Raw genomic sequence first — 13,053 nt, 5'->3', positions numbered from 1 at the left:
GATTACATATGGAAAATGTAATGCAAGTTCGTGTTACTGGAATTTTAATTGAAGATGAAAAAGTATTGCTAGTAAAGCAAAAAATTGCTAATCGGAATTGGTCTTTACCTGGAGGAAGAGTGGAGAATGGTGAAATGTTAGAAGAGGCGATGGTTAGAGAAATGAGAGAAGAAACGGGATTAGAAGTTAAAATTAAGAAGCTACTCTATGTTTGTGATAAACCAGATGCCAGTCCATCTTTATTACATATTACATTTCTACTTGAAAAGATTACAGGGGAAATTATGTTACCATCAAATGAATTTGATCATAATCCGATTCATGATGTACAAATGATGCCAATAGACGAATTAAGTCAGCATGGTTTTTCGGAAACCTTTATAAAGCTTGTAAATGAAGGGTTTGCAAATGCAGGGAGTTACCAAGGATTGAAACAAAATATTGGCCTGTAAATATAGTTGAAGGATAGCCGTTCGCTATCCTTCATAACATGTTTTACACTGCTGACTGTAAAGAAGAAACAAGTTGATTTAAAAACTCATCCCCAGTCATAATCGCTTTCCCACCGCCACGAGCACTTTTTTTATTTCCGCCACCTTTTCCTTCAATTGTAGGAAGTGCCTCTTTTAAAAGAGCATTCATATCGAGTGTGACTGTTTTGCCACAAGCGAGGATGCATTGTAATTTGTCCTCGTTTTCAATAACGAAATATGTAATGGCATGCTCTTGTTGTTCTGTAATAATAGCGGATAGCTTTGCGATTTCTTGCATAGAACGATTTGTAAACACTTTAGAAATAAGTATGCCAGCATGTATTTTGGTAGGTTGTTGAAGTAGTTCGTTTGCCTCTGCATATAATAATTTTTCATTCATTGTTTGCATAGCTTTTTCGGTTTCTTTTTGAGAAGTTAGAAGCTGTGCTACCTTTACTGGAATATCAGCTTCGCTACTGTTTAATTGTTTAGAAACATCCTTCATAATTTGTTGTTGTTGTCCCATTAATTTAAGTGTGCGCCAGCCAGCGATAAACGTTAGTCGTATGCCACCTTTGTTGCGCTCCCAGCTAAGAACTTGAATAGGACCTACTTCACCAGTACGTTTTGGGTGAGTTCCGCCACAGCCGTTATAATCAAAGTTTTCGATCATAACAACGCGTATATTTTCTGTCATAGTCGGTTCTTTGCGAAGTGGTAATGTTTTCGCTTCTTCTAAGTTCATCCATTTAATAAGAATTGGATGGTTTTCAAAAACAATATTGTTCGCAATTTGCACTGCTTTTTCAACTGTTTCTGCATGCAGATTTTCTGTTTCTAAATCAATTGTTACCGTCTCTTTACCAAGATGGAATCCAATTGTAGGTATGTTAAAATGGTCCCAAAAAGCAGCAGATAAAATGTGCTGAGCCGCATGTTGTTGCATATGATCAAAACGGCGCTCCCAATTAATTTTACCTTCTACTTCTTCTGTATGTAATTGTTCTGCAATGAAGTGGTGGATTTCTTCGTCGACTTCTTCAACACCAAGTACAGCAATGCCATTTAAAGTTCCAGTATCATGGGGTTGCCCGCCACCTGTTGGGTAAAATGCCGTTTCGTTTAAAATAACGTATAAGTTACCGTCTTTATCATAATCTTGCTTTATAACTTTTGTAGTAAAGTCTTGCTTATAAGCGTCAGTGTAATATAATTTTTGCTCCAATTTTCTTTCTCCTCTCGCATTAACTAGTTTCATTGTAAAGCAATTGAAATTCGTTTCCTAATATTTCAGAAGAAAGAAGCTTTTTTTAGAATTTTCTTGCTATAATAAGAAAAAGAAAATGCGGGGGTGGAATGAATATGTTGTATGAAAACGGCGTAGATAAACTGCTTAGTTTAAGCAAAAATATTTCTGAATTGTATCGAGAATTAAACGAAATGACCCGGATTTTAACGGATTGTAACCGCGAAAGTGTGAAGTTTGATCGGTTATATGTAAAAGAGTTACTGTGGAAGAAAGAAGATGTAATAGAGAAATATGACCAGCTACTTGTGCAACTGTGTATAAATGAATGCTTTGATTTAAAAAGTGTCATTACAGGGGAATATAAGTATACATATGAAGAAGTAGAAAACATCGTTTTACAATTTAATGAAAAGTATAATGTCGCAATTTTAATTAAAGACGTTTGTAAAGAATTACAGTTTACATATGGCATAGATATGGATATAACGAGAACAACTCGAGTATCAACAGCTCAAGTATAAAAAGGGAAAAGAAAGCAGATCCTTTGCTTTCTTTTTTTATGTGATAACAGGGAGAGTAGGTTTTTAAGATGAAGGGGAAGTTACAAAATATTCATCCGTTAGGAATGACAATTATAATAGGGACTTTATTTGCGAGGTTCGCCACGTCAATGAGTATTCCTTTTTTAGCAATTTATTTAACGACTGTTAAAGGCGTATCAGCTGGAATGACGGGTGCTATTATTGGAACGAGTGCACTTGTTGGAGTGTTTGCTAGTTTTATCGGAGGGAATTTATCTGATCGATTCGGTCGAAATATGATTCTAATATGGTCCATGATCGTTTGGGTATTTGTATTCATAGGATTTTCACTTGCAGATCATGTTTTAAGTTTCTTTTTATTAAATGCTTTAAATGGATTATGTAGGTCCTTTTTTGAACCGACGTCAAGAGCGTTATTATCAGATTTAACGAAACCAGAGTATCGTTTACTCGTATATAATTTGCGTTACGGTGCAATCAATGTTGGAGTAGCGATTGGGCCACTTGTCGGATTACAGATTGGAAGCGCAAAATCAACAATTCCTTTTTTAGTAGCAGCTGGGGTATATATTCTATATACAGTTATACTAGCGTTTCAATTCAAGAAATATCCAGTGGAACAAAAGAAAATCAATAAAGAAAAGCCTGTTACAATGCTAAATGCGCTGCGTATATTACGAAAGGATGTCGTATTTTTAGTTGCGTTAGTTGGTATTATTTTGAGTAATTGTGGTTTTTCTCACTTAACGACGACAGTATCACAATATTTTGCAAATGCACATATATTCCAGGATGGAGTGAAATTATTTTCATATATGTTAGCATTAAATGCGATTGTTGTAGTCGTAATTCAATATCCTGTTATTCAAATGTGTAAAAAGTATACACCATTAGCATCCATTATGGTTGGAACTTTATTTGTGAGCGGGGGATTATTTGGATTTGGAATAGTAGAATCTATGCTAGGTGCTGCTATTTGCACAATTATTTTTACAATTGGAGAAGTCTTAATGTTTTCGATGACGGATGTATTTATTGATGATATAGCTGTTGCGCATCTAAAAGGAACGTACTTTGGAGCAATGGGCTTTTCAGGAATTGGAGCAGTAATTGGTCCATGGTTTGGGGGCGTACTTCTCGATTACTACGGGTACCAAAATGGATTTAGTGTCTTTTCAGCGCTAGCTATATTTTCAACTGTAGCATTTCCTGTACTTTTAGTTACAAAAGGTTTATTGAAAAAAAGATATGATAGAAATTCTAATATGGAAGTACATGCGAAATAAAATAAGCCCCAGTAGACGACTGGGGCTTATTTTTGTATTTATTTTAATTCTCAATTTGAAAAAGAACTTTTTCCTCATGTTTATGAGCTACTTCGTTTTTGGAAATATGAATGGCTAAATATCCATTCTCTAAGCAGGCTAGCATCTTTTTATAAATAATATTATCGGGTAAAGGAATGATCCTCTGCAAAGAAATATTTTTATGAAGTATGCAAATGTTTAGGCCTGTCTTCATCTTTTTAATGACTACATTTTGTTCTGTCACATTTGGTACATCTGTTTCCAAAATGTATTCTTGTTCCGTTTCACAAAGGTCAATATGAATTTGATTTGGGAAACTAAAGTTGCTACAAGAATCAGAACAAAACTGATCCATCCATTCTTCGAAACCATCAACATGAAAAAGACAATCCTTCTTTTTCTTGCCCATGTAAGACACCCTCCGTAAAATCTCAATTCATACTATGTTATGCATGAATGAAGTAGGGGTGAAGAATAAATGGAAAAATATAAATATTGTATGTGGAAAAGGTAGCTAGTGTGCACTTTTTGTGTTACATATCATGATGCGCATGATGTTTTTGGCGTGAATGGTTACGGTTTTTTACTTTATGAGATCCGCTTAACGGTTCAGGTTGTCCCTTTTTCTCTTTCGCTTCACGATTGTTTTTTCCCATTGTATGTGACACCTCCTCTTTCTCTTTAGAATGAGAGAAGTTTGCAAATTTATACGAGAATGTTTTTAGAAAAAAAGGTAAAGATAATTGGGACTAACTATTATGGAAAGGGGATTGTATAATGCCATATCATAAAGATAAACAACAAGCTTTTCAAGCGGCTCAGCAAGGTGTTACACAAGCAGAAAATGCATTTAACAACATTGTAAAAAATGATCCAAACTACGGTCATGATTTAAAAGAATTACGCCAAGAGGTTCAGGAAGCCTATGAACAGATTCAAAATGCACTAGAAGTAGCTTCGGAAACACAACGCCCACAACTTGAGCAATACGAAAATAATCTTCAAAATATTATGCAGCATGTAGATCAATTAGAAAAGTAAATGAGGTTGTTGTGTATTCGACAACCTCTTACTTTAACGAATATTATGCGAAAACAGAAAGTTTTTCTACTCATTTTTTCTTTATTATGCGCAGTACATATATTTCAAGTTGAAAAAGTGGAAGCGAAAATGTTGCTCAGAAAAGAGCTAGAACCAACTGGCTATGTAACATGGGAAGTACCTAATAATGAAAAGATTATTGCTATTACATTTGATGATGGACCGGATCCAACTTATACACCACAAATTTTAAATTTATTGCGCCAATATAAAGCAGAAGCGACATTTTTTATGATTGGATTTCGAGTTCAGCGTAATCCATATTTAGTGAAACAAGTGTTAAAAGAGGGGCATGAAATTGGAAATCATACGATGAACCATTTTTATGCAAGTAATTCATCGGATGAAAAATTAGAAAATGATATTTTAGATGGAAAGAAATTTTTCGAAAAATGGGTGAAAGAGCCTTTGCTATTCCGTCCTCCTGGCGGTTATATTAACGATGCTGTATTTAAAACAGCGAAAGAAGCTGGTTATCAAACGGTTCTATGGTCGTGGCATCAAGATCCACGTGATTGGGCAAATCCAGGGGTTGAATCTATCGTAAATCATGTAGTGAAACATGCTAAAAGTGGTGATATCGTATTGCTACATGATGGAGGAAATAATCGTAGTCAAACAGTAGCAGCGCTAGCAAAAATATTACCTGAACTGAAAAAGCAGGGCTATCGATTTGTAACGGTTTCGGAATTGTTACGTTATAAACATTAGAAAAAATCCCAAAAGGTGAATGCTCCTTTTGGGATTTTTCGTTACTGGTTCTTTTTGCGTTTCTTATTATTTTGTCGTTCTGCAGGAGTTAAGTTTTCATTTGCAAACTCTTCGTTATAACCAGCACCTTGTCCTTGTGCAGATGCTGCATTCATTCCTGAAATAGTATGATTAGCTTTTCTTTTACCCATTTTATTTCACCTCTATAACTTTTTTGTAAGTTGAATGATGAGCGGTTCATAGTGCATATGAACTGTAAGTAAAGCGCTAATAGAGCACTTTACTTTATGGTAATAGTATTCATAAGGAACATGAACACTATTCAAATTTAGAAACATAAAGAAAACTTATGATAATCTATAAGTTTCTTATTATTTACTTATTTAGAAAGTTGTAATAAGATATTATCGTAAGGTATTGAAAAGTTTGTCTACATTTTATATTCAGACAACTTAGTCACGTTTAACAGGGGGGAAACATAATGGTCAAACATAATCCATTTCAATCACGTGCAACTTTTGAAGTAGATGGAAAAACGTATCATTATTATGATTTGAAAGCGCTTGAAAATGCAGGGGTTGGCAACGTATCTCAATTACCATATTCCGTGAAAGTTTTACTTGAATCAGTACTTCGTCAAGTGGACGGACGTGTAATTACAGAAGAGCATGTTACAAATTTAGCGAAATGGGGAACGAAAGATGTGCAAGATATCGATGTTCCATTTAAACCATCTCGTGTAATTTTACAAGATTTCACTGGTGTTCCAGCTGTTGTTGATTTGGCTTCGCTTCGTAAAGCAATGGCAGACATGGGTGGGGATCCTGATAAAATTAATCCGGAAATTACTGTAGACCTTGTAATTGATCACTCTGTACAGGTTGATAGAGCGGGTACGGCAGACGCGCTTGCATTCAACATGGACTTAGAGTTTAAACGTAATGAAGAACGTTATAAATTTTTAAGCTGGGCACAAAAGTCATTTGATAACTACCGTGCAGTTCCACCAGCTACAGGTATTGTACACCAAGTAAACCTTGAATATTTAGCACCAGTTGTTCATGCTGTGAAAAATGCTGAAGGTGACTTAGTTGCATACCCAGATTCGTTAGTTGGAACAGACTCACATACAACAATGATTAATGGTATCGGTGTTCTTGGATGGGGCGTTGGTGGTATTGAAGCAGAAGCGGGAATGCTTGGACAGCCTTCGTACTTCCCAGTACCTGAAGTAATCGGTGTAAAATTAACTGGTACACTTCCAAGTGGTACTACAGCAACAGACGTTGCATTAAAAGTAACACAAGTATTACGTCAAAAAGGTGTAGTTGGTAAATTTGTTGAGTTCTTCGGTAATGGCTTAAAGAGCATGCCTTTAGCTGACCGTGCAACAATTTCAAACATGGCACCAGAATACGGCGCAACTTGTGGATTCTTCCCAATCGACGAAATTTCATTAGAATACTTACGTTTAACAGGTAGAGATGAGGAGCAAATTCGCGTTGTTGAAGAATATTGTAAAGCGAACGGCTTATTCTATACAGCAGACAGCAAAGATCCAATTTACACTGATCTTGTTGAAATTGATTTAAATACAATCGAATCTAACCTTTCTGGACCGAAACGCCCACAAGATTTAATTCCACTTTCAGATATGAAAGATGCGTTCCACAAAGCTGTTGTAGCACCAGTTGGAACACAAGGACTTGGATTTAATGAGCAAGAGTTCGATAAAGAAGTGAAGGTTACATTAGAAGATAAAGAAGTAACGATGAAAACAGGTGCAATCGCAATCGCTGCAATTACAAGCTGTACAAATACATCAAACCCATACGTATTAATTGGGGCAGGTTTAGTTGCGAAGAAAGCAATTGAAAAGGGACTTAAAGTACCTGAATACGTAAAAACATCATTAGCACCAGGATCTAAAGTTGTTACGGAGTACTTAGATAAATCAGGTTTAACAACGTATTTAGATCAATTAGGTTTCCAAACAGTTGGTTACGGCTGTACGACTTGTATCGGTAACTCTGGCCCATTAGCACCGGAATTAGAAGAAGCAATCGCAGCAAACGACTTACTAGTAACATCTGTTTTATCCGGTAACCGTAACTTTGAAGGTCGTATTCACCCGCTTGTAAAAGCAAATTACTTAGCATCACCACCACTTGTTGTGGCATATGCACTTGCAGGTACTGTTGATATTGACCTGAAAAATGATGAAATCGGTAAAGATGCAAATGGCAATGCTGTTTACTTCAATGATATTTGGCCATCAGCTAAAGAAATTGAAGATGTAGTTCAAAGCGTTGTTACATCTGAGCTGTTCAAGAAAGAATATGCACAAGTATTTAACAGCAATGAGCGTTGGAATGAAATCCAAACTTCAAACGAAGCTTTATATACTTGGGATAATGATTCAACATACATTCAAAACCCACCATTCTTTGAAGGTTTATCTAAAGAACCAGGTGAAGTTGAAACGTTATCAGGCTTACGCGTAGTTGGTAAATTTGGTGACTCTGTAACGACTGACCACATTTCACCAGCAGGTTCAATCGGTAAGCACACACCAGCTGGACGCTACTTATTAGAAAACGGCGTACAACCAGTTGACTTTAACTCTTACGGTTCTCGTCGTGGTAACCATGAAGTTATGATGCGTGGTACATTCGCGAACATCCGCATTAAAAACCAAATCGCACCAGGAACAGAAGGCGGATATACAACATACTGGCCAACTGGTGAAGTAACATCAATCTATGATGCTGCTATGAAATATAAAGAAGATGGCACAGGTCTTCTAGTTGTTGCAGGTAAAGATTACGGTATGGGAAGTTCTCGTGACTGGGCTGCAAAAGGTACTAACTTATTAGGTATTAAAGCAGTAATCGCAGAAAGCTTCGAACGTATTCACCGCAGTAACTTAGTGTTAATGGGCGTATTACCACTTCAATTTAAAGATGGCGAAAGTGCTGAAACATTAGGTCTTGTTGGTAACGAGTCATTTGAAATTCAAATTGACAAAACAGTTAGACCGCGCGATCTTGTAAAAGTAGTTGCAACTGATGCAGATGGCAACGAAAAACAATTTGAAGTAGTAGCTCGTTTCGATAGTGAAGTTGAAATTGACTACTACCGTCACGGTGGTATCTTACAAATGGTTCTTCGTGAGAAAATTGAAGAGTCTAAAGTGTCAAACTAAACAATTGAAATGAATGATAAGGAAGCTAACAACTGTTAGCTTCCTTATTTTATGGAAAGGGATGAAACCAAATGGTTTCATCCCTTTCTTTTTACTATAAAAATGGAGGGAATACTATGAAAGAATATAAAAGAATTTTGTTACCGTTACAGAAAGAAAAAATATTAGTAATAGCAGCTGTATGCAGTGGGGTTTTTGCAGCTATTTTAAATCTATCCCGTCCACTATTCATGGGACTAATTGTAGATAACCTAATTCAACGAGAGCTGAAGGGAGCGTATTTTTACATTACTTTGTTTACAGTTACCCGCTTATTGATGTGGGTGAACAATCTTTCATTTGATTATGTAAGCTCAAAAGCGAGCCAGCGAATATTACGAGAGAAGCGTATAGATGTATTGCGCCATTTTTTCCTATTACCGTTTGAAGAGAGTGAGAAAATCAAACAAGGAGAGCTAGAAACGTTAGTCGTATCTGATATTCCGAACTGGGTCAGGCTATATGGTTCTATATTAATAGAATATATACACGCCATTGCGCAATTTATCGGTGCGATCATAGCACTACAACATATAGATATACAGTTCATATTGTGGATAACTCCGTTTTTATTTTTAAGTGCAATGGTTCCAATACTTTTAGGGAAGAAGGTAAGAAATATTGCTAGTATTGCTCAAAAAAATCAATCAACTGTTGTAGAGATGGTGTCACAGTTTGTAAAAGGAGCGCAAGATTTACGTAGTTTGCAAAAAGAAAAATGGGCTATTGGCTTATTTAAAGGAGTAACGGCACAATCTTATAAAACAGAAGTAAAGAAGACGATGATGCAGCATTACATTGGAGTAGTTGGAACAGTGATTGAAACAGGAGCATATATCGTTGTTCTTATTATAGGTGCGCAAAAAATAATGCAGGGCGAAATGGAGGTTGGTTCACTTGTTGCAGTGTTAGCGACAATTGAGATGCTCTTTTTCCCTGTCCGTTATGTGGGGGATTTATTAATGATGACACAAGTTGCAGCTGCTTCGGCAAGTAGAGTTTTTTCCTTTTTAGATAAACGAGTGGCAAATAGTAATGTAGAAAAAGCGATGGGGATGACAATAACAAATGTTTCATTTCAGGAGAATGGTGAAGAGAAATGCAGAATTAAGAATATTGATTTGCAAATTAATCCTGGCGAACTCGTTATGATTGTGGGAGAAAGTGGTGCAGGAAAAACAACGCTTTTAAAATTAATGACAGGTTTGTATCAACCATCTAACGGTAGCATTGCTTATTATGGAAATGAGGCTCGATTGACTACAGTGTGGCAAGAACCTCGATTCTTTCGGACGACAGTAAAAGAGAATATGTATTTCGGGGAAGTGGGCTTAGAAAACGAGTTAGAAAAAAGTGCTGAACTTGTAAATGTAACGCCGATTATTAGGGGGTTACCTGAAGGTCTTCAAACTGTACTACATAAAAGCGGTGAAGAGTTTTCGGGAGGAGAAAGAAAACGGCTTGCATTATTGCGAGCAATTGGTTCAAATCCGAATTTTATTATTTTAGATGAACCGACTGCGGGATTAGATCCGGGCAATCAAGAATTTGTTTGGAATATGATAGAAGGACTAGGAAGCGATGTAACGAGAATTGTAGCAACGCATGATGTAGAGAAAGTAATACTAGCAGATCGCGTTGTCATCATGAAAGAAGGAAGTATTGTAGCATGTGGAAGTCCTGAAAAATTAATAAATAGTCATTTGTTTTTTTAAGGGATGTGAATAAAGATAAGAGCATTGTTCTTATCTTTATTCAGCGTCATTTATTTGATACTCGATAGATTCGGAATGATTCAGATCAACATTAAAAGTAGCAGTCATAAGGAAAGTTGTAATTCCGAGGATTATGAAAAGGACGAATGAGACTAGAGAGATGTAAAGACAAATACGCCCTACTTTCTTTTTTTCAATATCTTTACTAAAGAGTGAAATGATCCATGTAATAATACCGATTGGATATAAAAGAAAACTAAGAATATATAATGTTATTTTTTCGAATGAATTCATAAACAATCCCCCTTTTGCTGAAGGTTATATAACCATGAAAATAAAAGGTGAATGGGTCTAGAAGAAGATAGGTAATACTTCATTTGTTTTTCTAATTATATGATAAAAAGGAAAAAAATGCACTTTAAATAAGAATATTCTAATTATTTAGACTGTGAATATTTCCAAGCTTGTCCGTATAAGCTAAAATAAGGTATATAGCATTTTGGTGAATATGTTACAAGACAAACACGTTAGGGTGATATAAAATGTGGCGGAAGCTTACGATTATTGTAGTGTTACTTTGTTTAGCGGGATATGCAGCTTATGAACAGTTTGGTAAAAGCGATCAGGTGGCCCAAGGAGAGCAAGAAAAAAGTAAAGCTGCTATGAAAGAGATGATTGCAAGTAACGGTATTGAAATAGGAAAGAGTGCGCCAGACTTTGAATTAACGAAGTTAGATGGAACGAATGTAAAGTTATCGGATTTAAAAGGAAAGAAAGTGATTGTAAATTTTTGGGCAACGTGGTGTGGACCTTGTCAGCAAGAAATGCCAGATATGGAGGCTTTCTATAAAGAACATAAAGAAAATGTAGAAATTTTAGCAATAAATTATACGCCTTCAGAAAAAGGCGGAGGGATAGAAAAGGTGAGTAATTTTGCTAAGGAGAAAGGAATTACTTTTCCTATTTTATTGGACAAGAATATTGATGTGACAACAGCGTATAAAGTCATTACAATCCCAACTTCGTATTTTATAGATACGAAAGGTGTCATTCAAGATAAGTTTATTGGACCGATGACGCAAAAAGAGATGGAGAAACGAATTGCTAAATTAAAATAACAGTGAAAAGGTAGAGATGGAATATAATCATTTCTGCCTTTTCTTTTTCACGTAGTGAAAGCTTCATGATATGATAAAAGAAATATAAACGTTGAGAGATAAAGGAGTGTATTTGGAGTGGGGAATATATCCTTACCGTTAGATTATGTTGTAATTGACTTTGAAACAACAGGATTTAACCCTTATAATGATAAAATTATTCAAGTGGCAGCAGTGAAATATCGTAATCATGAACTAGTAGATCAATTTGTTTCCTATGTGAATCCAGAGCGTCCAATTCCAGACCGAATAACGAGTTTAACAGGTATTACAAATTATCGTGTTTCAGATGCACCGACGATTGAAGAAGTGTTACCTTTATTTTTAGCATTTTTACATACGAATGTAATTGTCGCTCATAATGCATCTTTTGATATGCGCTTTTTGAAAAGTAATGTGAATATGCTGGGGTTGCCGGAACCGAAAAATAAAGTGATTGATACTGTATTTTTAGCGAAGAAATATATGAAGCACGCTCCTAATCATAAACTTGAAACGTTAAAGCGAATGCTTGGAATTCGTTTGAGTTCTCATAATGCATTTGATGATTGTATTACTTGTGCAGCAGTTTATCAAAAATGTGCCTCTATTGAAGAAGAGGCGAAAAGGAAATCGAATACAGAAGTACTTGATGAGACAGCAGTATATGAAGCGGTAAAAGAGATACTTGTACGAAATAAACGTGATATCGAATGGATTCGTTGCATGAATGTAGGAAGCTATTTAGATATAAAAGCTTTTTATCCAGTTATGAGATTAAAGGTAAAAGGGCGAAAGAAATACGTATTAACAGACATATTAGAAGATGATGTGAAAGAAATATGTACGAGTTTAGCCTGTGAACCGGCGTTAAAAAGTGAAGTTGGTAATACGAGAATTATGCTGAATTGCTTAGAGGACGTCCTGAAATTAGAAAGTTATATTTTAGAACAGTATGATTTCGTACTGCAAGCGCTGCATGATTATAAACAAAGTGAAATGAATGCAGATGAAAAGTTAAAAGAGTATTTAAATATTATGGTATGAAAAACTCCGTGTACATTTTATTGTACACGGAGTTTTTTTAGGAGTATTAAAACATAAAATTTTCTTGCAAATCTGATTAAAGAGTTTTTCCTTTGCTCATACTATGTATAGTAAGAATGAGAAGGAGAGAGGGTGAACAGCATGAGAAGAAGTCGTCGCAAATCATTTGACGAGCTTGTGAAAGAAAATAAACAACAATTATTAAGCGATCGCGATGCAATCGATCGCATTGAAGAGCGTATTGAAAAACGTTATGAAATGAAACTTTTTAAGCAAGCTGAATAATTCTTAACACTAGTACGATACTACTGTTAAGGAGGCGATAGTAATGGGTAATCCGAAAAAGAATTCAAAAGACTTTGTACCGAATCATATTGGAACACAATCAAAAAAAGCTGGTGGCAATAAAGGAAAGCAAATGCAAGACCAAACGGGTAAACAACCGATTGTTGATAACGGTTAAAAAGGGAGAATGTTATCATTCTTCTTTTTGTGACGAGTTTTTAATAGTAAAAAAGGGCTGACTTT

16 protein-coding genes are annotated in these 13,053 nt (G+C 35.6%); 11 read left to right on the top strand and 5 right to left on the bottom strand.

All coding sequences use genetic code 11. The features are described 5' to 3' along the window. The first annotated feature begins 8 nt into the window (after nt 1–8). Nucleotides 9–452 (top strand): NUDIX hydrolase, encoded by a 444-nt coding sequence (locus tag ACTFR9_RS10185; protein ID WP_000432558.1) that lies wholly within the window; start codon nt 9–11, stop codon nt 450–452. 43 nt (nt 453–495) lie between these two features. Here ACTFR9_RS10185 and ACTFR9_RS10180 read toward each other — a convergent pair whose 3' ends face one another. After that, nucleotides 496–1,698, bottom strand: a complete 1,203-nt coding sequence (locus ACTFR9_RS10180; protein ID WP_148662492.1) for an alanyl-tRNA editing protein — start codon at nt 1,696–1,698, stop codon at nt 496–498. A 137-nt stretch (nt 1,699–1,835) separates the two neighbouring features. On the opposite strand from ACTFR9_RS10180, the gene ACTFR9_RS10175 reads away from it, so the two are divergent. Both ACTFR9_RS10175 and ACTFR9_RS10170 read left to right on the top strand, forming a co-directional pair. Continuing rightward, the gene (locus ACTFR9_RS10175) at nt 1,836–2,243 is read left to right on the top strand and encodes a hypothetical protein (RefSeq protein ID WP_000965134.1); all 408 of its coding nucleotides are present in this window, start codon (nt 1,836–1,838) and stop codon (nt 2,241–2,243) included. A 68-nt stretch (nt 2,244–2,311) separates the two neighbouring features. Further along, nucleotides 2,312–3,550: an MDR family MFS transporter gene (locus ACTFR9_RS10170; RefSeq protein ID WP_000676836.1), complete on the top strand. Its 1,239-nt coding sequence runs from the start codon at nt 2,312–2,314 to the stop codon at nt 3,548–3,550. Nucleotides 3,551–3,593: 43 nt separating this feature from the next. Here the strand turns inward: ACTFR9_RS10170 and ACTFR9_RS10165 are convergent, their stop codons facing one another. Together ACTFR9_RS10165 and ACTFR9_RS10160 are read right to left on the bottom strand one after the other, a co-directional pair. Then, nucleotides 3,594–3,980 (bottom strand): Hsp20/alpha crystallin family protein, encoded by a 387-nt coding sequence (locus ACTFR9_RS10165; protein ID WP_000516745.1) that lies wholly within the window; start codon nt 3,978–3,980, stop codon nt 3,594–3,596. 124 nt (nt 3,981–4,104) lie between these two features. Next, a complete protein-coding gene (locus ACTFR9_RS10160; RefSeq protein WP_000517649.1) occupies nt 4,105–4,227 on the bottom strand; it encodes a small acid-soluble spore protein P in 123 nt (40 codons plus the stop codon). A gap of 121 nt (nt 4,228–4,348) precedes the next feature. Here ACTFR9_RS10160 and ACTFR9_RS10155 point away from each other — a divergent pair, with 121 nt between their 5' ends. After that, the gene (locus ACTFR9_RS10155) at nt 4,349–4,612 is read left to right on the top strand and encodes a hypothetical protein (protein ID WP_001146294.1); all 264 of its coding nucleotides are present in this window, start codon (nt 4,349–4,351) and stop codon (nt 4,610–4,612) included. A 45-nt stretch (nt 4,613–4,657) separates the two neighbouring features. Next, nucleotides 4,658–5,383 carry a polysaccharide deacetylase family sporulation protein PdaB gene (gene pdaB / locus ACTFR9_RS10150; protein ID WP_229136676.1) on the top strand — a complete coding sequence of 242 codons (726 nt, stop codon included), beginning with the start codon at nt 4,658–4,660 and terminating at the stop codon, nt 5,381–5,383. A gap of 41 nt (nt 5,384–5,424) precedes the next feature. Here the strand turns inward: pdaB and sspO are convergent, their stop codons facing one another. Then, nucleotides 5,425–5,574 (bottom strand): acid-soluble spore protein SspO, encoded by a 150-nt coding sequence (sspO, locus tag ACTFR9_RS10145; protein ID WP_000518052.1) that lies wholly within the window; start codon nt 5,572–5,574, stop codon nt 5,425–5,427. A 290-nt stretch (nt 5,575–5,864) separates the two neighbouring features. On the opposite strand from sspO, the gene acnA reads away from it, so the two are divergent. Both acnA and ACTFR9_RS10135 read left to right on the top strand, forming a co-directional pair. Beyond that, complete coding sequence (acnA, locus tag ACTFR9_RS10140; RefSeq protein ID WP_000238572.1) at nt 5,865–8,588, top strand: aconitate hydratase AcnA; 2,724 nt, start codon at nt 5,865–5,867, stop codon at nt 8,586–8,588. A 116-nt stretch (nt 8,589–8,704) separates the two neighbouring features. Further along, the gene (locus tag ACTFR9_RS10135) at nt 8,705–10,342 is read left to right on the top strand and encodes an ABC transporter ATP-binding protein (RefSeq protein ID WP_141114604.1); all 1,638 of its coding nucleotides are present in this window, start codon (nt 8,705–8,707) and stop codon (nt 10,340–10,342) included. A 36-nt stretch (nt 10,343–10,378) separates the two neighbouring features. On the opposite strand, the gene ACTFR9_RS10130 is transcribed toward ACTFR9_RS10135, so the two are convergent. Beyond that, a complete protein-coding gene (locus ACTFR9_RS10130; protein WP_001083869.1) occupies nt 10,379–10,636 on the bottom strand; it encodes a hypothetical protein in 258 nt (85 codons plus the stop codon). A 248-nt stretch (nt 10,637–10,884) separates the two neighbouring features. Here ACTFR9_RS10130 and ACTFR9_RS10125 point away from each other — a divergent pair, with 248 nt between their 5' ends. From ACTFR9_RS10125 to sspN, 4 genes are all read left to right on the top strand, one after another. Further along, nucleotides 10,885–11,460 (top strand): TlpA family protein disulfide reductase, encoded by a 576-nt coding sequence (locus ACTFR9_RS10125; protein ID WP_046198956.1) that lies wholly within the window; start codon nt 10,885–10,887, stop codon nt 11,458–11,460. A 117-nt stretch (nt 11,461–11,577) separates the two neighbouring features. After that, on the top strand, nt 11,578–12,525 hold the full coding sequence (locus tag ACTFR9_RS10120) for a 3'-5' exonuclease (protein ID WP_000526906.1): 948 nt from the start codon (nt 11,578–11,580) through the stop codon (nt 12,523–12,525). A gap of 141 nt (nt 12,526–12,666) precedes the next feature. Then, nucleotides 12,667–12,810, top strand: coding sequence for an FbpB family small basic protein (locus ACTFR9_RS10115; RefSeq protein ID WP_001254697.1), 144 nt, complete (start codon nt 12,667–12,669; stop codon nt 12,808–12,810). Between the two features lie 43 nt (nt 12,811–12,853). Beyond that, nucleotides 12,854–12,988: an acid-soluble spore protein SspN gene (gene sspN, locus ACTFR9_RS10110; RefSeq protein ID WP_000527989.1), complete on the top strand. Its 135-nt coding sequence runs from the start codon at nt 12,854–12,856 to the stop codon at nt 12,986–12,988. Nucleotides 12,989–13,053: the final 65 nt, after the last annotated feature.

The organism is Bacillus cereus group sp. MYBK222-1, assembly GCF_051916425.1.
GTDB classification, from domain to species: domain Bacteria; phylum Bacillota; class Bacilli; order Bacillales; family Bacillaceae_G; genus Bacillus_A; species Bacillus_A paranthracis.
This window is presented reverse-complemented; position numbering and strand designations above follow the sequence as displayed.